The organism is Rhodobacteraceae bacterium D3-12 (genome assembly GCA_025916135.1).
In the GTDB taxonomy this organism is placed as follows: Bacteria; Pseudomonadota; Alphaproteobacteria; order Rhodobacterales; family Rhodobacteraceae; genus JAKGBX01.
The window spans coordinates 1,908,192-1,927,348 of sequence record CP104793.1; the positions used below are offsets into that span (position 1 = coordinate 1,908,192).

Below are 19,157 nucleotides of genomic sequence, written 5' to 3' on the forward strand. Positions count from 1 at the left end.
AACCGCCTCCAACCGCTAAGCTGCCTCTACCATTCACGTTACTAGATCGCACAAAGATTTATTTTGTCTTACGGATCCGCTCCCTCACGCGGACCCTGTGCGAGATTTGGGAGGGACCTACATGAGCCTTGTCGATTACCTCGACGAGATTACCAACGCACCTTCAATGGAGGCGCTTTGGGACCTGCATTGCCGCAAGATGGCTGAATACGGATTCAACCGGCTGTTTTATGGCTATACCAATTACCGGCTGGGAAAATCTCTGGGTGACCCCGAGGATTTCATCATCCTCACCAATCATAGCACCGACTATACTGACTGGTTCCTTGGCCAGTCGATGTATTTCCATGCGCCGATGGTGAAATGGTCGTTAGAGAATGAAGGCTGTACCAGCTGGGGCATGATCACAGATATGCTCAACAGCAATGTGATGACCGAGAGTGAGCGCAAAGTCTTTGAATTCAATCAGAAAATGAAAGTTACCACGGGCTACACGATCAGCTTTAAATCTGTTTCACCGCGCTCCAAGGGGGCAATTGCACTGACCGGTGAAGAAGACATGACACAAGCCGATGTCGATGCAGTTTGGGCCAAGCATGGCCGTGAATTGCTGGTCATGAATAATGTCGCGCATCTCAAGATACTGTCCCTGCCCTATGTTGGCCCTACGCGGGGTTTGACGAAACGACAGCTTGAGGCGTTGCATTGGGTCGGCGATGGGAAAACCACCGCCGATATCGCGCTTTTGATGGGGTTAACACCTGCCACGGTTGAAAAGCACCTGCGGCTGGCCCGGGATGTGCTCAACGTTGAAACTACGGCTCAAGCGGTGCTCAAAGCGGCGTTGCATAAGCAGATGTTTGTCGTGGAATACTGAAAACCTGTAAGAAACCTGATCCGGAAAGAGGTTTAACACCACGGGCCGCATGAGGTTTGCGGTGCAATCTTCTGTTTTTTAATGATTTTCCGTCTTCCGGAGAGTGGCGGAGATAAAAGGTATGGATTCCCTTACTTTCGAGAAATCCGAAAATAGGCCAAATTGTAGTTGTTCCGTGAGTGGTGGCTTAAAGCCTGGGAACATACAGAGTGGTACCCATGACATTTCATGGCCCTACCCTTTGTCCGGTTAATCCGGGGTCGGCCAGAGGATCTATTTTTCGTTCCAACGGCCGGCGACCATTTGAACCGCCCGTCTCATCCCCATTTGCTTGGGCGGAGTCAAAAAAACGGTGCCGGAGTGATCCGGCACCGTTTACTTTAGTGTCTGAAAGGCGTTTGGGGTGTCGTTAAACACCCCAGAACACTTAGCCTTGAACAGCTTTCGCGACTTCTGCGGCGAAGTCTTCTTCTTTCTTCTCAACGCCCTCGCCCACGGCAAGACGCACAAAGCCAGTGATTTCCATGCCTGCTTCCTTGGCAGCATCGGCCACGGACAGATCGGGGTTCACCACGAAAGATTGGTTCAGAAGCGTGATTTCCGACAGGAACTTTTTCATCCGGCCGATAATCATCTTTTCGATAACGGCTTCGGGCTTGCCGCTCTCACGAGCGATATCCATTTGAACCTGCTTCTCTTTTTCAACGATCGCCGGGTCAAGTTCGCTTTCGTTCAGAGCCTGCGGACGCGGGTCAGCAGCAGCAACGTGCATGGCAACCTGACGGGCAAACGCTTCGTCGCCGCCTTTGTAAGCTACGAGAACGCCGATCTTGCCCATGCCGGGTGCGGCAGCGTTGTGCACGTAAGATGCAACAGCGTCGCCTTCGAGCGTTGCCATCCGGCGCAGGGTCATGTTCTCGCCAATAGTGGCGATTGCGTCGGTAACGGCCGTTTCAACCGATTTTCCGCCCATGTCTGCGGCTTTCAACGCCTCGACATCGTTGGAGCCAAGCGCGGTTTTAGCGATATCGCCAACAAGCGCCTGAAACTGATCGTTTTTGGCGACGAAGTCGGTTTCCGAGTTCAACTCGATCGCGACGGCTTTGCCACCTTCGACAGCCACACCAACGAGGCCCTCTGCCGCGGTCCGACCGGATTTCTTGGCCGCTTTCGCAAGGCCTTTGGTGCGGAGCCAGTCAACGGCGGCTTCCATGTCGCCGTCGTTTTCGGTCAACGCTTTCTTTGCGTCCATCATGCCTGCGCCCGTGCTGTCGCGCAGTTCTTTCACCATTGCAGCTGTGATCGCCATATCAGGCTCTCCTAGAAAAATTAAGAATTGGTTGCGGTTGCGGGCATGGGTCAACCACGCCCGCATGACAATTGCATAAAGCCTTAGGCTTCAGTGCTTTGCGCCGGTGCTTCGGCCGCCGGTGCTTCGGCTGCGGGCGCTTCTTCGGCCACAACTTCTTCAACCGGAGCTTCTTCCATTGCGCCAAGGTCAACGCCTGCGGCGCCGAGCTGTGCGCTCATGCCGTCAAGTGCGGCGCGGCTGGCCAGATCGGTGTAAAGCGCGATGGCACGTGCGGCGTCGTCGTTGCCGGGGATGATGTAATCCACGCCTTCGGGCGGGCAATTGGTGTCAACCACGGCGACCACGGGGATGCCGAGTTTGTTGGCTTCTGCCACGGCCAGCGCCTCTTTCTTGACGTCGATGACAAAGAGAAGATCAGGCACGCCGCCCATTTCGCGAATCCCGCCGAGCGAGGCTTGCAATTTGGCCTGCTCACGTTCCATCCCGAGGCGCTCTTTCTTGGTGAGACCTTCGGCGCCACCTTCCATTGCTTCGTCAATGGCTTTGAGGCGGTTGATCGACTGCGAAACGGTCTGCCAGTTGGTCAGAGTGCCGCCGAGCCAACGGTGGTTCATGTAGTATTGAGCGCATTTTTCTGCAGCGTCTGCAACGGGTTGCGCCGCTTGACGCTTGGTGCCGACGAACAGAACGCGGCCGCCTTTGGCGACGGTCTCGCGGATCACGTTCAGGGCTGCGTCGAGCATCGGAACGGTCTGTGTCAGGTCGAGAATATGGATGCCGTTGCGCGCGCCATAGATGAATTCGCCCATACGGGGATTCCAACGCTGCGTCTGGTGGCCGAAGTGAACGCCGGCTTCAAGCAGCTGACGCATGGAGAACTCTGGAAGAGCCATGTCTTTGTTTCCTTTCCGGTTTTCGCCTCGACAAGGGGTGTAAAGCGGGTGCTTCAACCGGTGGACAGATGGGGATGTCTCCCCCACAAGCCCGCCCTTGTCTGCGGATTAAGTGCCGCGCGTATAGAAGGGATCGCGGGGGTTGGCAACCCCCCTGCCCTGTAAAGGTTAAGGCGCGCAGCCCCGTAAAATCAGGGGGGTGACTCCCGGCTGACATCCGGCTGACTCCCGGCTGCCGGTGGGCGTCGGGGCTGTTAACGAGTTATTAAGTTAACGCAGCGTACGATGGTCGCCTCAGAGCAGCGTGCGTTCGACCACCCAATAGGCCCCGATCGCCGCGATAACCAGTGATGCGGGAATGGTGATGACACGGCGATACCACGGTTTGTCCCGGAACCACGCCCCAACCAGAAGGAAGGCAATAGCGATAACAGTGAGCTGTCCCAGTTCGACCCCGATGTTGAAGCCAAGCAGCGCCGGAATGAAATGCGCATCGGGCAAGCCGAACTCTTCCAGCACCGAGGCAAAGCCAAGCCCGTGCAGCAGCCCGAAGCCGAAGACGATCAGCGGACGCCATTTGTTGAGGTGATCGGTAAAGATATTTTCGATCGCGACATAACAGATCGAAGCGGCGATCAGCGGCTCGACAATGCTGCCCGGAACGGACACCCAGCCCAACGCGCCCAGAGCCAGCGTAACGGTATGGGCGGCGGTGAAGGCTGTGACCTGCCAGAGCAGCGGGCGCAGCCGTGCGGCCAAAAGGAACAGGCCAAGCGCAAAGAGGATATGGTCAAGCCCTTTGGGCAGAATGTGGTCAAACCCAATGGGAATATAGCTGCCAAATACCGACCAGCCGCTTTGAGACGTGCCGCCTGTAAGCGCGAATGGCGCGCTGATGCCGCCGCCCGAAAGCGTTGTGGTGAAAGGGGTTTCGACATCGCCAACCTGACGCAGGATCAGCGTGCCATAGGTTTTGGGCCAGCCGAAGGCCACGGATTGCGCCCCCACCGGCAGCGGAGCCGTGAGGAAAACAAGGCTTTGACGTTGCAGCGCGTCATTGCCGGGGTCTTTGATCTCGGCGCGGAAGAACGTGGGCGTCACGGGGGCTCCATCAACGGTGAGCGTTATGCTGGAGAGAAAACCGGGCAGAAAGGCAGGCAGCTTTTCCTTGAGCACCGCCGGAGACAGCGCGCGCAAGGCATCGTAATCGGCGGCATTTGGCGCGGCGTTTGTGTCTTCGATTGTGCTCAGGTCGATCTTGGCCATCAGCGCCTCAAGAGAGAGTTCGATGGCGATGTTGAGGGTGTCACCCTTGCGGGAAACCTCGGCAATAGAGGGGAACACCTCATGCGCGTGGCTGCGCGGCGCGATCACGAGAAATAGACTTGCAACCAGTGACAGGATCAGGCCCTTTGAGAGGATGATTGTCAGATTTCGCATGAGTGTTGTCCTGTTTCTTGTGCTGGTTGCCCAAGCGGCAACAGCGCATGAGTTTTGGATAGAAGCCGAGAAATATCAAGTGACCCCGGTTGTGCCCGTGAAGGCAGGTTTGTTCAATGGGCAGAGTTTTGAAGGCGTTGAATTGGCGTGGTTCGAGCGACGGATCGCGGCTGCGCGTTGGGGCATTGGCGACGCGGGTGCAGCGTTTGAGGGGCGCGCAGGAGAGCGCCCTGCCCTACAGCTTGAAAGCGGCGCGGAGGGGCTTTTACGGCTGATTTATCAGTCGCAGCCGAGCGAGGTCAGCTATACCGAGTGGGAGAAATTCGCGCGGTTTGTGACCGGCGTGGATGCGGGCTGGGTGCTTGAGCAGCACCGCGCGCGCGGCCTGTCAGAAAAGCGCATTCGCGAAAGCTATACAAGGTATTGCAAGGCGTTGATTGCTGTCGGTCATGGCGCGGGGGCGGATGCGTTTTCGGGCATGGAGTTCGAGCTTGTTGTGCTGGACAACCCTTATGAGAGCCGGCCGACAGGCGGCATTGCGGTGCAGGTTTATTATCAGGGCAAGCCGCGCGGTGAGACGCAGCTGGAGGTGTTCGAGCGCGCACCGGACGGCGGCGTGGTGCAGACCAAATTGCACACCGATGCGCAAGGAATTGTGCAGGTGCCGGTTGCTGCCGGGCATCGGTATTTGCTGAATGCGGTGGTGGTGCGCGCGCAAGACGTGAAGGACGTGCCGTGGGAGAGCCTCTGGGCGTCGATGACGTTTGAAGTGCCGCGTTAAAGCGGCTTGCGATGGCGCGACACAGCAGGCAGAACGGGCCTATGACGGCACAACACAACATTCTTTGTATCGGCAGCGTTCTGTGGGACGTGATCGGGCGGGCGCAGTTTCATATGCGGGTCGGCTCGGACGTGCCGGGGCGGATAACCCGCCTGCCCGGCGGTGTGGCGATGAATATCGCGATGACGCTGGCGCGTTTCGGGATGCGCCCGGCGCTGTTGAGCGCGGTGGGGCGCGATAGCGAAGGCGACGAGCTTGTCCGCGCCTGTGAGGCGTTCGGGATGGAGGTTGGGTTTCTCTATCGCTCAGACGACCTTCCCACCGACAAATACATGGCCGTTGAAGGCGCCAACGGGTTGATCGCGGCGATTGCGGATGCCCATTCGTTGGAACAGGCGGGCGACAAGATTTTGCGCCCGATGGCGGACGGGCGGTTGGGCTCGGAGGAAGCGCCGTTCGGGGGGATGGTCGCTTTGGACGGGAACCTGACGCTTGGGTTGCTTGAAGAGATCGCGGTAAGCCCCTTGTTTGCAAAGGCAGATTTACGTGTTGCGCCCGCGTCGCCCGGCAAGGCGGAGCGGTTGTTGCCGTTCCTGAACCATTCGCGCGCGGTGCTTTATGTGAACTGCGAGGAAGCCGGGTTGCTGTGTCAATGCGCGTTTGAGGATGCGGCGGCGGCGGCCAAAGGGTTGCTTGAGCGCGGCGCGGTGCGGGTGTTGGTGACCAATGGCGGCGAGATGGCGGCTGAGGGGAATTCGGAGGGGAATTCGGGGCAAGCGGGCGGCATCATCACCGCCCTGCCCCCCAAGGTATTGGTGACACGCGTCACCGGCGCGGGCGATACTTTCATGGCGGCGCATATCGCCGCCGAAGCGCGCGGCAACACAGGTGAAGCGGCATTGCAGGCGGCGCTCAGCGCGGCGGCGGCCTATGTTTCGGGAGAAGCAGCAGTATGAAGATGGTATTCAGCAGCGAAGTTCGCGATGCGCGCGCACGGGGTGCGGCGCTGGTGGCGTTGGAAAGCACGATCATAACCCACGGGATGCCTTGGCCGCAGAATGCCGAAACGGCGCGGTTGGTTGAGCAGGACATTCGCGACGCGGGCGCAGTTCCGGCGACGATTGCGGTGATTGAGGGCGCGTTGCACATCGGGCTTGAGGCGGCGGAGCTTGACACTTTGGCGCAGGCGCGTGGGGTTGCCAAGCTGAGCCGCGCCGATATGGCGGCCTGCATGGCGACGGGCGGCACCGGCGCCACAACGGTGGCGGCGACGATGATCGCGGCGCGGCTGGCGGGGATCGGCGTGTTCGCCACGGGCGGCATCGGCGGCGTGCATCGCGGCGCCGAGCAGAGTTTCGATGTTTCGGCGGATTTGCAGGAGTTGGCGCAAACTGCGGTGACGGTGGTTGCGGCAGGCGCAAAGGCCATATTGGACCTGCCCAAGACGATGGAAGTGCTTGAAACGCTGGGCGTTCCGGTGATCGCCTATGGTCAGGACGTGTTGCCGGCGTTTTGGTCATCGACATCGGATTTGCCCGCGCCGCTCAGGATGGACAGCGCGCAGGAGATCGCGGCGGGCCATGTGATGCGGGCGAAAATCGCCGTGCCGGGAGGGCAATTGGTGGCCAATCCGGTGCCAAAAGAGAGCGAAATCCCCGAGGCCGAGATCGCGCCGGTGATCGACACCGCCCTGCGCGAGGCCGCGGCTCAGGGGATCGCCGCCAAAGAGGTCACGCCGTTCCTGTTGGGGCGGATTTTTGAGCTGACCGAGGGGCGCTCTCTGGCGACGAATATTGCGCTGGTGCGCAACAATGCACGGCTCGGGGCGGCGATTGCGCTTGAAATTTCGTCGCTGAGCGACAGTTCTGTATAGGGAGGCGCAGGTTTTGCGCGCTTTTAGCGGTGCAAAGATTGCCGTGCTGCTTGAAACTCCCTATGTGACAGAGAACCAGCCGAGGATTTCCGCCAGAAATGAGCAAGCGACAGGACGACGACGACACAAATAAAAAGCGGTTTCGCCCCTTTGCCGGGGTGAGGAATAATTTCCTTGCCGGTTTGGTTGTGGTCGTGCCGATTGCGATCACAATCTGGCTGATCTGGGCGTTTGTCGGCTGGATCGACAGTTGGGTGCTGCCGTTTGTGCCGGGGAAATACCACCCTGACGCGCTGATCAATCGCTGGTTTGGCGATGCGAGCTGGTTCATATGGCTGTTTGGCGCGGAAGAGGTGCATATCAACATCCGCGGTGTCGGTGTTGTGCTGTTCCTGATGTTCACGGTCTTTGTCGGCTGGATCACCAAAGGTCTGATCGGGCGCAGTTTTCTGGCCTGGGGTGAAGGGCTGGTTGAGCGGATGCCGGTTGTGCGCTCGCTCTATAACGGGATCAAACAGATCGCCGAAACGGTGTTTGCCACCTCGAACGAGGCAAAGTTCGACAAGGCCTGTCTGGTGGAATATCCGCGCAAGGGGATTTGGGCGATTGCGTTCGTGTCGACCAAGGCCAAGGGCGAAATCGACAAGCGTATTCCGGTCGATGAGGATATTATATCCGTCTTCCTGCCGACCACGCCGAACCCGACGTCGGGGTTTTTGCTGTTCGTTCCGCGCCATTCGGTGATCGAGCTGGATATGGGGGTTGAGGATTCTGCCAAGCTGGTGATTTCGGCGGGGCTGGTTTACCCGAACCCGAAAGACCCGAGCGTTCCGGTGGGAGAGCCTGCGAATGCGCCCAAGGATGCCACGCAGGATGCGGCGGAGTAACCGGGGCTGAGCTTTGCTTCCGCATGGGTAGAACGCCGAAACCTTGGCCTTGCATTTCAGGCCCCTCTCTAGAGCAGACCTTTAAATAAGGCGCGGCGAAGGTCTCAGATGAGCCCAACTTTGTTGATCTTCTGTGCCGCAGCTAAAGTCCGCTATCGCAGATGAAAGGCCCCGCGCAGGGCAACATGGCCCAGATTTGACATGCCTGAGTGGTGCCGCCTTTCCACGAGTTCACGCCTCACAGCCCTAAACAACGGCCCTTCCTGATATCGATCTGTGCGCGGGTTCTGTGGTAAGGGGTGTCATCCAGTCACCCATATCTAGCGAGTAGCGGCTATTTCAAACAATGATTTCCAGAAAGCAATAACGCTCCGCCACTTGCGCGTCATTGCTGCCCTGTCCGACCTGAAACTGGTGGCGCGGGTGTCCGAAGCGCTCAACGTTACCCAGCCCGCTGTGTCCAAACAGATTGCGGATTTGGAGAGGATCGTCGGGGCGCCTATTGTGACGCGCGACCGGAACCGGTTGTTTTTAACCTCGATCGGGCAGCGGCTGGCGGATCACGCCAAGCAGGCACTCAATCAGCTTGATCGGGCCGCCTTCGATATCGAGGCCATGGCGAGCGGGGTTGCGGGGTCGGTCTCGGTCGGGGTTGTCAGCTCGGTTGCGCCAACCCTTTTGCCCGCGACCATTGCGCTGTTCAAAAGCAGCACGCCGCAGGCCAATATTTCGATCAAAGAAGGACATTTTGTCGAACTGCTTCCCGAGCTGGAGACGGGCGCGCTTGATGTGCTGATTGCGCGGATTTGGCAGCCTCAGGAATTGCCCGGCATAGACCAGCTAAGCCTTTTTGCCGAACCGGTGGTTGTTGTGGCTGGCCGCACGCATAGTCTTGCAAATCGGTCCGAGCTGGACTGGAGCGATCTGGTCGAGTTCCCGTGGATACTGCCTCAGGCCAATTCGGTGGCGCGGCGCGCGATTGATGCGCTTTTTGCCGAATACGGGCTGAGCCCGCCGGGCAATACGATTGCCTCCCTTTCGCTGACGTTGAACCTCGCTCTGCTCAAGGCGATCCCCGCGCTAACGCTCATGCCGCAACGGCTGGCTCAGGCCCATGCGGCACGCGGCGATATTGTTTCGCTTCCATTGGACACCCGCGGCCTTCTGTCCGAAGCGCGTTGCTTCTGGCGCAGCGAACAGATCAGCACCAATCCCACGCTGACGTTCTTCTTGAAATGTCTGGAAAAGGCGACCGAAGACCTGAATACCATTCCATTTGGTTAAGGTTGCAGGCTAATCTTTCAATATTTTTTGCAACAAACCCGCTTTATCTTAACTTAAATCGTTTCTGGGAGGAAAAGCGATGGTAAGTTCGATCGTGTTCGCGCCGGCTCAGGTCGGCGCATGAGAGGGGACACAATGATGGCCCTGTCTGCCCGGCAGGTGCTGCAACGCTTTGCGGACCACAGTCTGACCCCCAGCGACTATCTGGCGGGGTGTCTCGAGCGGATTTCGCAGGTCAATCCAAAGATAAACGCCCTCACCGCGATTGATGCCGAACGCGCTGTTAGCGAAGCGGTTCAGGCAACAGCCAGATGGCGGGCCGGAGCGCCCAAGGGGCCGCTCGACGGTTTGCCGGTGGGTGTGAAAGACCTGCAAGACACCGAAGGGTTGCTTACCACCCATGGCAGCCCTCGGATGCGGGCGAACTGTCCGCAGGCAGATCTGCCCATGGTGGCGCGGCTGCGCGACGCGGGTGCGATCATTCTGGCCAAAACCAATGTTCCCGAATGCGGTGCTGGCGGCAACAGCCGCAACCCGGTCTGGGGTGCGACGGGAAATCCGTTTGATGCCAACCTGATCGCTGGCGGTTCTTCGGGCGGCTCGGCGGCGGCCTTGGCGGCAGACCTTCTGCCGCTTTGCACGGGGTCGGACACGGGCGGGTCTCTCAGATTGCCGGCGGCGCTCTGCGGGATCGTAGGATATCGACCCTCGGTTGACGTCATCGCGCATCCGACGCGGCCATTGGGATGGTCGGGCATTTCGGTGCTTGGCCCGATGGCGCGCACAATGGACGACATGATTTTGATGCTGCAGGTCTGCCAAGCGTTTCATAAGGACGATCCCCTGTCATCCCGCGGGGCACCGGACCGCTTTGTAACCCTGCCTGAAACGCGCCTTGAAACCCTGCGCATAGGCTTTAGCGAGGACTTTGGCGGTGCGCCGGTGGATCCTGCTATTCGGGCGACCTTGCGGGCGCGTGTCGAGAAAATCGCGCCGCATGTTAGGGATTGCCGCGCGGTCGATTTGGCGCTTGGTGACATGGACCGTTGCTTTGACATCCTGCGCGCCGAAAGCTTTGTGTCGGCCTTCGGCGAGGTGCTTAAATCCGATCCCGATGCCTTCGGCGCTGATATCGCCACCAATGTCGAATTGGGCCTGTCCATGTCGCTGGCTGACCGGGCCTGGGCGCATGCCGAACAGACGCGCATCCTGCGCCGGTTCAATGCGGTGATGCAGGACGTCGATGTCATCCTTCTCCCCACTGCGCCGGTCTCTCCGTTCCCCTGGACCCAAGGCCACGCCACCGACATTGATGGCCAGAGCTCGGACATCTATTATCGCTGGCTGGCGCTTACCTATCGCGGCTCGCTCTCCGGTGGTCCGGCGATCACGCTGCCCTGTGGGCGTGATCCTCAGGGCATGCCTTTCGGGTTGCAGATGTTGGGCCCGGTGCGCGGTGATGAAACGCTGCTTGCCGCCTCCAAAGCGATCGAGACCTTCTTTGCGGCGGACCCGGAAACGGCGCGGCCCCGTCCCGATATGGCGGGCCTTGCACCCTCCGACATCGACCTGCGCTCGATCGTCACCCATCCGCCCATCCTCGGTGCTGGCGGGTCCGGGACGGCTTCTATGCGAACGGCGGTGTAGCACGATGTATCTGATCCCCATCCTCTTCATCATTCTGCTGATCAGCGGCACGGCCTTCGCCTATTTGATGGGTGCCGTTTCGGTCGTGACGTTTGTGGTGCTCGACAAGAGCCAGTTCCTGTCGATCCTGCCGCAACGCATCTTTGCGCAGCTCGACGTCTTCGCCTTCATGGCGATGCCGCTGTTTATCCTGACAGCCGAGATCATGGGCCGCGCCGGTGTCACCCGAAGCCTGATCGACTTTGCCATGTCCATCGTCGGCCGCTTCAAGGGCGGGCTGGGCCACGTCAACATCCTGACCAGCGTGTTCTTTGCCGGTATCTCGGGCTCGGCCATCGCGGATAGCGCCGCCTTGTCCCGCACCTTTGTGCCAGAGATGAAGGCGCGCGGTTATGACCCCTATTACGCAGGAGCCATCACTGCGGCCTCGTCAATGATCGGGCCAATTATTCCGCCCTCGATCATTATGATCATCTATGGCGGGTTGACCGGTGCATCGGTGGCCGCCTTGTTTATCGCGGGTGTGATACCGGGCCTGCTGCTGGCCGCGTCCTTGATGGCGCTGAATGCCATTATCGCCACGGTCAAAGGGCACCCGGGCGGCAAGTCCGACGACCTGCCGCCGTTCCTGCCCAGCCTGCTCAACGCCGCTCCGGCGCTGTGCCTGCCGGTGGTGATCCTCGGGGCATTGGTCTTTGGCTTGGCAACTCCGACCGAAGGGTCAGCCGTGGCTGTCGTGGTCGCCCTTGTGGCGGGGCAGTATTACAAAGGGCTGAGCCTGCGCATGATCTTTGACGCGGTCGAAGCAACCGCCAAGATGACCGGCACGATCTTTATCATCCTCGCTGCGATCTCGGTGCTTGGCTACTTGGCGGGGCAGCTCGGATGGTCCAGCGCTCTGGCGGATTGGGTCGGGTCTTTCGGGCTGACCGGCACGAAATACCTGTTCTTCCTCGTCGCGATCTTCCTGATTGCCGGGATGTTCATGGACACGCCCGTGGCCCTGACATTGCTCATTCCGCTGTTCGCGCCGCAAGCGCTGGAACAGGGCATCAGCCCAATCCAGCTTGGCATCGTGCTGTGCTTTAACCTGTGTGTCGGGCTGATTACGCCGCCGCTGGGCAAATGCCTCGTGGTCGTCTCGGCGCTGACAAACCTCAACTACTGGCGGCTGGCCTATGCCGCGCTGCCCTTTATCGTCGTGCAGGCCCTGCTGCTGATGGCGCTGGTCTACTGGCCCGCGATTACCCTTACTTTACCACGCCTGCTCGGCTTTTCAGTCAACTAGATTTCTAACGGAGGAGACAATCATGAAACTCAAGGCACTCTCACTGGCGGCATTGCTGGCGATGTCCAGCGCGGTCAGCGCGGAAGTCAAGATCGCCCTAGACAGCGCGCCGAACCTCGACACCAGCGGCTCTTACAACTGGGCGCATGCTTTTGGGGCGGCCCTGACCAAAGCTGGGATGGACGTTCGCGAACTGCCGCGCGGCGCCGTCGGCAACGAAGCCGAGAAGTTCGACCAAGTGTCGACCGGGCTGCTCGAAGTGTCGCTGTCGGATGTGCGCGCAATCGCTCAGGTTGACCCGTTCATCTATGGCGTCCGCCTCCCCTATATCTTCGATGATGTCGAGCACATGGACCGCGTGCTGCAAGCGGGCAAGGTCTTTGACCGCGTCAATGAAAAACTGGCCAATCAGGATGTCGTCGTGCTGGCGCTGGCGCCGCTCGGGCCGCTTTCGGGCATCATCACCACCAAGGCGGCGGTTCGTTCGCCTGCTGACATGGCAGACCTGCGGATGCGCGCGCTCGATGATGCGCAGATCGCCATGTACAAGGCTTGGGGATCAAGCGGCACCATCGTGCCTTGGGGCGAAGTGCCGTCCGGCCTGCAAACCGGCGTGATCGACGGGTATCTGAACTCGCCCTTCGTGCCGGTGATGTTCGGCCAGACCGACTTCGTCAAGAACTTCTCGGATGCCGGCGTTATCATCCCGATGCGCGCGGTCCTCGTCTCCAAGAGCTGGTACGAAGGCCTGTCCGAGACCGACCGCGCCACCGTGGACAGCGCCGTCAAAACCGCTGATGCAGCGGCCCGCGCATGGCTGGCAGAAGCCTCCGAGCGCGGCCTCGCCGCCTTGGAGGAAAAGGGCGTGACCGTTCAACGCCTAAGCGCGGAAGAGCGCGCGGTGTTCCGCGAGGCGTCCAAGCCGGTCTATGACTCCGGCCTGATGCCGTCGGAAGACGTGAAAGTCTGGACCGACCTGTCCGACGCCAACCGCTGATCCACAACCGCCGGGCCTTTGACAAGGCCCGGCACTTTTAGCAGGAGACGACACATGCGCAATGCCATCATCACAGCCAGCAACAGCGTTCACCGCGTCGCACGTGGGGCTGCCGTTTTCGCCGTCTGCCTGATGTTTCTGACTGTCGTGTTGCAGATCATTGCCCGCTATGTCTTCTCCGCGCCCCCGGTCTGGACCGAAGACGTGGCCCGCTATGCCATGGTCTGGACCGGACTTCTGGGCGCGACGCTATCGTTCAAGACACGCTCGGATGCGGTGCTGATGCAGAGCGTCGCACCGCAGCGCCCTCATCTGCTGGGGTTCCTTGCCGATGCGGTTCACAGCGCAGCGGTTTTGACCTTCGTTCTGCCGGTCGTCTATTTCTGCTTCATCGGCCTGCGGGGCAGCTTTGCCAAAGGCTATCTGGCGCGCCAATCGGGGCTGACCGCCGACACCCTCGGAATCCCGATGGTGTGGATTTCCATGTCGGTGCCGATTGCCATGATCATCATCCTGCTGCATCTGGCCGCCCGATGGGCAGGCGACGACGCGACAGACAGCGCCAACACGCAACTGGACTGAGAGCGCCCTGCCCCGCGCCAGCCAGCCCCAAACCATTCTCCACCAACCTCCCGAGGCCCTTTCCATGACCACGGACACGACCGCTCAAGCCATCTCTGACCTGAAAGACCTGTTGGGCGAGCGCCTGTCGACCGGCGAGTCAATTCTGGAAATGCATGGCCGGGACGAGGCCTACTCCCAGCCTGCCTTGCCGGATGCGGTCGCCTTTCCCGAAACCACCCAAGACGTCTCGGCGATCATGAAGATATGTTCGCGCCATAGGGTTCCGGTCGTCCCCTTCGGCATCGGCACATCGCTTGAGGGTCACGTCATCCCGATCCACGGCGGGATCAGCGTGGACACCAGCCGCATGAACAGGATCCTTGAAATCCATGAAAGCGATCTGGACGCCGTTGTGCAGCCCGGCGTCTCGCGGACGCAACTCAATGATGAGCTGCGCGCGACAGGGCTGATGTTCACGGTCGATCCCGGTGCGGATGCAACGCTGGGCGGAATGGCCGCCACCCGCGCGTCGGGCACCAACACCGTGCGCTATGGTACCATGCGCGAAAACGTGCTGGCGCTCGAGGTTGTGCTCCCTGATGGCACCATCATCGAGACCGGATCGCGGGCGCGCAAATCCTCGGCTGGCTATGACCTGACACATCTGTTCGTCGGTTCCGAAGGCACGCTTGGGATCATCACCAAGCTGACGGTGCGCCTGTTCGGCCAGCCCGATACGATCCTGGCCGCGACCTGTTCGTTTGAAACCGTAGATGATGCCGTGAACGCGGTGATCATGGCGATTCAGATGGGCATCCCGATGGCAAGGATCGAACTTCTGGACGAGGTCCAGATGCAGGGGATGAACATCTTCAACCCCGATCTGAACCTGCCCGAAAAACCGCATCTGTTCCTCGAATTTCACGGCTCAGACGCCAGCGTGAAGGAGCAGGTCGAGATGTTCCAAAGCGTCGGAGACGAATTCGGTGCAGCGGACTTTCGGCGGGCAACCAGAGCAGAAGATCGCAACCGCCTGTGGACGGCACGACACAACGCCTACTACGCCGGGAAATCGCTGCGCAAAGGCTGCGAAGGTCTGATCACCGATTGCTGCGTGCCGATCTCGGCTCTCGCCGACTGCATCTCGCGCTCTAAAGAAATGATCGCCAAGTCCGGCATGATCGCCCCGATCGTAGGTCATGTGGGCGACGGGAATTTTCACCTCATGATCCTGATCGACCCGAGCGATCCCGCTGAACTCGAACGGGCCAAGGCGCTTGCTTCAGAGGTCAACTACCTCGCACTGTCGTTCGGCGGGACGGTCACGGGCGAGCATGGTGTGGGCACAGGCAAGAAGCGTTATATGGAGGAAGAACACGGCGCAGCCTATGCGCTCATGGCGACATTGAAGCGCGCGGTTGATCCGAATAACATCATGAATTCGGGCAAGATGGTCGACATTCCCGATGTCTAACCGGGCCAGTGTTTAGGGCAACCGGGTGATGCGCTTGGGCCTTGGGCGCGGGGTGAAATACGGCCCGGACGCGGCGTGTGGGCCAGAGGGTTACGGACCGATTACAACTGCGTAATGACATGAAAAAGCAGCGCAATTCCATTTAGGGAGGTCTTTGAATGACACTGTTAGCCGATCTTTTATCGACTGTGTTTGAGCGGCGCTACAAGACTGCGGCGTCAGGTCAAATTGGCAACCGTTCGCTGGTGGAATTGGCCGAAGAACTGGTGGGCACTGCCGGCGAAATGTCTGGCCTCGCGCTCGCTGGCGAGATCCTGTCGCGTTTCGAAACTCTGACCGATCAACAGAAACTTGAGTTTTTCCGCCACATCGCAACCGCTCTGGATATTGACCCCGAAAGCGTGCGCAGCACGCTCGATGCCTATGAACGCGACCCATCGAAACAGACCTATCGCGCGTTCGTGACAGCAGCCGAGCCGCGTAGGCAGGAATTGATACGCCGACTGAACCGGGTGCCCGGAGCGACCGGCCAACTGGTGCGCCTTCGGGCCGAACTCTTGCGTTTGGGCGCGCAGGAGCCTCAGCTTGCAGCGCTCGACCTCGACTTCCGCCATCTCTTCGCGTCTTGGTTCAACCGAGGTTTCCTTGTGCTTCGCCCGATCAGTTGGGAAAGCCCGGCGCATATCCTCGAAAAGATCATTGCCTACGAGGCCGTTCATGAAATCGCCTCTTGGGATGATCTTCGTCGCAGGCTCAAGCCCGACGACAGGCGTTGCTTTGCCTTTTTCCACCCTTCCATGCCTGATGAGCCGCTGATTTTTGTTGAAGTGGCCATGACCAAGGGCGTTCCAAGCACAATTCAGACCCTTCTGACCGAGGACCGCACGCCGATATCGGCGGATGACGCCGACACGGCGGTGTTCTACTCGATCTCGAACTGCCAAAAGGGGCTGGGCAGCATTTCCTTCGGGAATTCGTTGATCAAGCAGGTGGCGTCTGATCTGTCCTCGGAGCTGCCCGGAATCAAGACTTTCGTGACCCTCTCACCCATTCCCGGCCTTGCCGCATGGGCCACGCAGGAAGGCCTTGAAATGCCCACTCAGGATACCCCGAGAAAATGCGCGCGATGGCGGCGCATTATCTTCTGAATGCCAAAGGTCGCGGCGGTGCGCCCTTCGATCCGGTTGCGCGCTTTCACCTTGGCAATGGAGCGGTCGTTCACGCCGTTCATGCAGCGGCCGACACCTCGCAACAGGGGGTGGCCCAATCCGGCGGTGCCATGGTCAATTATCTCTACGACCTGTCTCGCGTTGCCGAAAACCACGAGGCCTTTGAAACCTCTCGCGCCGTGATCGCCAAGCCGGAGGTCAATGCGCTGGCCAAATCCGCAGACCTCGATCCGATACGCGAAAGGTAACGCCATGGCGAACCCGTTATACGACGCCCTGTTCGGTGCCCACGCTGGCAAGACCACGCCGTTTTTGTATCTTACGGACGGTCAGGTCATCACCCATGATCGCTTTGTGAAAATGAGCGCGCAGATCGCCCATAGGATGGTCGCGATTGGCCTTAAGCCCGGCGACCGCGTGGCGGTTCAGGTCGAGAAATCGGCGCAAGCCTTGGCGCTTTATGCGGCCTGCGCTCAGGCAGGCTTGGTCTTCTTGCCGCTCAACACGGCCTATACGGTCGAAGAGCTGAGCTATTTCATCGAGAACAGTGGCGCATCTCTGATTGTTTGCGACACGAAAAGCGAACAATCTCTGGGGAGACTGGCAGACACCCTTGGCGCCAAGATCGAGACCCTGAATGCCGATGGCAGCGGCACCCTCATGGACAAGGCCGGAGCCCTGCCAGAGAGCTTTGCCACCGTGGAGCGCGACGGCGAGGATCTGGCGGCTTTTCTCTACACATCAGGCACCACCGGGCGCTCCAAAGGCGCCATGCTGACGCACAACAACCTGCTGTCGAATGCGTGCACTCTGGCGCGGGAATGGCGCTTCACAGCGAACGACGTTCTGCTTCACGCGCTACCGATCTTCCACACCCATGGGCTGTTCGTCGCCACAAACGTCACATTGGCCGCCGGTGGCAGCATGATCTTCATGCCAAAATTCGACCTTGATCAGATCATCACCCGGATGCCGGACGCGACAACCATGATGGGCGTGCCAACCTTCTATACCCGCCTTCTAAACGACCCCCGTTTCAACCGCGAGCTGGCGTCGCATATGCGCCTGTTTGTGTCCGGCTCCGCGCCGCTTCTGGCCGAGACCCATAGTCAGTTCGAAGAGCGCAGCGGCCACCGCATTCTTGAACGCTATGGCATGACGGAAACCAATATGAACACCTCCAATCCCTATGACGGCGAACGCCGCGCGGGAACGGTTGGCTTTCCATTGCCGGGCGTCGAGCTCAAGATCACCGCCCCCGACACAGGCGAGAGCCTGCCGCATGGTCAAGTCGGTCAGATCGAGGTGCGCGGGCCGAATGTCTTTAAAGGGTACTGGCAGATGCCGGAGAAAACAGCGGCCGAGTTGCGGGACGATGGGTTCTTCATCACAGGCGACTTGGGCGAGATCGACGAAGATGGCTATGTGCACATCGTTGGCCGCAACAAGGACCTGATTATCTCCGGCGGCTACAACATATACCCAAAGGAAGTTGAACTGTTGCTGGACGATCAACCCGGCGTGCTGGAGAGCGCCGTGATCGGTGTTCCCCATCCGGATTTCGGCGAGACGGTGCTGGGCGTGATCGTGCCGAAGGATGACGCGTCGCCAGATATTGATAAGATATTGGCAGCCGCACGCCACTCATTGGCCAGTTTCAAACTCCCCCGCAAACTGGTCGTGCGCACGCAACTTCCACGAAACACGATGGGCAAGGTTCAAAAGAACATCCTGCGAGACCAATTCAAAGGAATGTTCGAGACCTGACCGCCCCCGCCCGGTGAATGCCCGTTAGCATCCATGAACGGGATTGAGAGCGCGATCCCGGAAATGCAGTCTTCATGGACTTCATCGACCCGGAAGTGATGCTCCGGCACATCATCAAGGGTGTTTGGCTTGCCGCGTCTGCTAGGCGGGATAAAGCGGCCCGCGCTCAGGCCTCTGTATGGACCTGCCTTTTTTGCAGCTTGACCATGAGATAGCCCATAAGCGTGGTCATCCCGACATGACCAATAAAGGAAGACTGCGTGTAAGTGCCGAAACCCATCATGAATGTGCGCCCGACGACCGGGGCCAGGAGGCCCTGCGCTATGAACCAGAGAGTTAGCCCGGCAATTGCACCTGAAAGGATAAGATTGGTCCGGGAAACCAGATGTGTCACCCATACGACCCCCGCAAACCCGAGGGCCCCGATCGCGAAGTGCAGGAGAAAGCCGGCCCAATGGGGCACGGTAACCCCGAAGGCAATATTTATGAGGGCGACAACCAAGTTGGCGGGAGCAAGAGCGACGCCAAACAGTATCGGCGAGATCAGCCATGCGTAGATCTCGAATGAAACTTCGCCCGCCAACCCGGCGAGTGCCAGATTTCTGAGTGTGCTTTTGGTGCGCATTGCGTTGTGTTCTTTCTGTTTGGAGCGAATATCGCGAGGGATGTCAGACGTAAGGTGCGGCAAGTTTGATAGGCGATCAGTCCAAACCTATGCGCCCGCCCCCTTCTAAACGGTGACGGCCTGCATAGGCTTGGAAGGTTTATGCACGGACACTTTGCCTTCGACCGTCATCTATCCATTCTGGAGTGATCACTCAAATAACTTGATCTGACGGACACTCAACATTTTGTGTAACGATATGGCGGGCTGCAGATCGGGTCGAACATTCGCTCGCCCGAG

At 59.5% G+C, this 19,157-nt stretch carries 16 protein-coding genes and 1 pseudogene; 13 read left to right on the forward strand and 4 right to left on the reverse strand.

Going from position 1 to position 19,157, the window contains the following annotated elements:
* Positions 1–121 precede the first annotated feature (121 nt).
* A complete protein-coding gene (locus tag N4R57_09445) occupies positions 122–877 on the forward strand; it encodes a LuxR family transcriptional regulator (GenBank protein ID UYV39200.1) in 756 nt (251 codons plus the stop codon).
* A gap of 427 nt (positions 878–1,304) precedes the next feature.
* On the opposite strand, the gene tsf is transcribed toward N4R57_09445, so the two are convergent.
* The 3 genes from tsf to N4R57_09460 form a co-directional block, all read right to left on the reverse strand.
* Entirely contained in the window at positions 1,305–2,186 is an 882-nt protein-coding gene (gene tsf / locus N4R57_09450) for a translation elongation factor Ts (GenBank protein ID UYV39201.1), read from the reverse strand.
* A gap of 83 nt (positions 2,187–2,269) precedes the next feature.
* On the reverse strand, positions 2,270–3,082 hold the full coding sequence (gene rpsB / locus N4R57_09455; protein UYV39202.1) for a 30S ribosomal protein S2: 813 nt from the start codon (positions 3,080–3,082) through the stop codon (positions 2,270–2,272).
* A 294-nt stretch (positions 3,083–3,376) separates the two neighbouring features.
* On the reverse strand, positions 3,377–4,522 hold the full coding sequence (locus N4R57_09460; GenBank protein ID UYV39203.1) for a HupE/UreJ family protein: 1,146 nt from the start codon (positions 4,520–4,522) through the stop codon (positions 3,377–3,379).
* Here N4R57_09460 and N4R57_09465 point away from each other — a divergent pair.
* The 12 genes and pseudogenes from N4R57_09465 to N4R57_09520 all read left to right on the forward strand — a co-directional run bounded on the left by N4R57_09465 (position 4,521) and on the right by N4R57_09520 (position 18,253).
* Complete coding sequence (locus N4R57_09465) at positions 4,521–5,303, forward strand: DUF4198 domain-containing protein (protein ID UYV39204.1); 783 nt, start codon at positions 4,521–4,523, stop codon at positions 5,301–5,303. The two genes, N4R57_09460 and N4R57_09465, sit on opposite strands and share 2 nt — an antisense overlap.
* 41 nt (positions 5,304–5,344) lie before the next feature.
* A complete protein-coding gene (locus N4R57_09470; GenBank protein ID UYV39205.1) occupies positions 5,345–6,259 on the forward strand; it encodes a PfkB family carbohydrate kinase in 915 nt (304 codons plus the stop codon).
* A complete protein-coding gene (locus N4R57_09475) occupies positions 6,256–7,176 on the forward strand; it encodes a pseudouridine-5'-phosphate glycosidase (protein ID UYV39206.1) in 921 nt (306 codons plus the stop codon). The genes N4R57_09470 and N4R57_09475 overlap by 4 nt, the downstream gene beginning before the upstream one ends.
* 98 nt (positions 7,177–7,274) lie before the next feature.
* Positions 7,275–8,063 carry a DUF502 domain-containing protein gene (locus N4R57_09480; protein UYV39207.1) on the forward strand — a complete coding sequence of 263 codons (789 nt, stop codon included), beginning with the start codon at positions 7,275–7,277 and terminating at the stop codon, positions 8,061–8,063.
* Positions 8,064–8,441: 378 nt separating this feature from the next.
* Complete coding sequence (locus N4R57_09485; GenBank protein UYV39208.1) at positions 8,442–9,347, forward strand: LysR family transcriptional regulator; 906 nt, start codon at positions 8,442–8,444, stop codon at positions 9,345–9,347.
* Positions 9,348–9,482: 135 nt separating this feature from the next.
* Positions 9,483–10,994, forward strand: coding sequence for an amidase (locus N4R57_09490; GenBank protein ID UYV39209.1), 1,512 nt, complete (start codon positions 9,483–9,485; stop codon positions 10,992–10,994).
* Between the two features lie 4 nt (positions 10,995–10,998).
* Positions 10,999–12,282, forward strand: a complete 1,284-nt coding sequence (locus N4R57_09495; GenBank protein ID UYV39210.1) for a TRAP transporter large permease — start codon at positions 10,999–11,001, stop codon at positions 12,280–12,282.
* A gap of 22 nt (positions 12,283–12,304) precedes the next feature.
* Positions 12,305–13,279, forward strand: coding sequence for a TRAP transporter substrate-binding protein (locus N4R57_09500; protein UYV39211.1), 975 nt, complete (start codon positions 12,305–12,307; stop codon positions 13,277–13,279).
* Between the two features lie 54 nt (positions 13,280–13,333).
* The gene (locus N4R57_09505; GenBank protein ID UYV39212.1) at positions 13,334–13,861 is read left to right on the forward strand and encodes a TRAP transporter small permease subunit; all 528 of its coding nucleotides are present in this window, start codon (positions 13,334–13,336) and stop codon (positions 13,859–13,861) included.
* A 64-nt stretch (positions 13,862–13,925) separates the two neighbouring features.
* On the forward strand, positions 13,926–15,317 hold the full coding sequence (locus N4R57_09510; GenBank protein ID UYV39213.1) for an FAD-binding protein: 1,392 nt from the start codon (positions 13,926–13,928) through the stop codon (positions 15,315–15,317).
* A 158-nt stretch (positions 15,318–15,475) separates the two neighbouring features.
* Positions 15,476–16,734 (forward strand): annotated as a pseudogene (locus N4R57_09515) (malonyl-CoA decarboxylase).
* Between the two features lie 4 nt (positions 16,735–16,738).
* Positions 16,739–18,253, forward strand: coding sequence for a malonyl-CoA synthase (locus N4R57_09520; GenBank protein ID UYV39214.1), 1,515 nt, complete (start codon positions 16,739–16,741; stop codon positions 18,251–18,253).
* A gap of 166 nt (positions 18,254–18,419) precedes the next feature.
* Here N4R57_09520 and N4R57_09525 read toward each other — a convergent pair whose 3' ends face one another.
* Positions 18,420–18,878 carry a hypothetical protein gene (locus N4R57_09525; GenBank protein ID UYV39215.1) on the reverse strand — a complete coding sequence of 153 codons (459 nt, stop codon included), beginning with the start codon at positions 18,876–18,878 and terminating at the stop codon, positions 18,420–18,422.
* Positions 18,879–19,157: the final 279 nt, after the last annotated feature.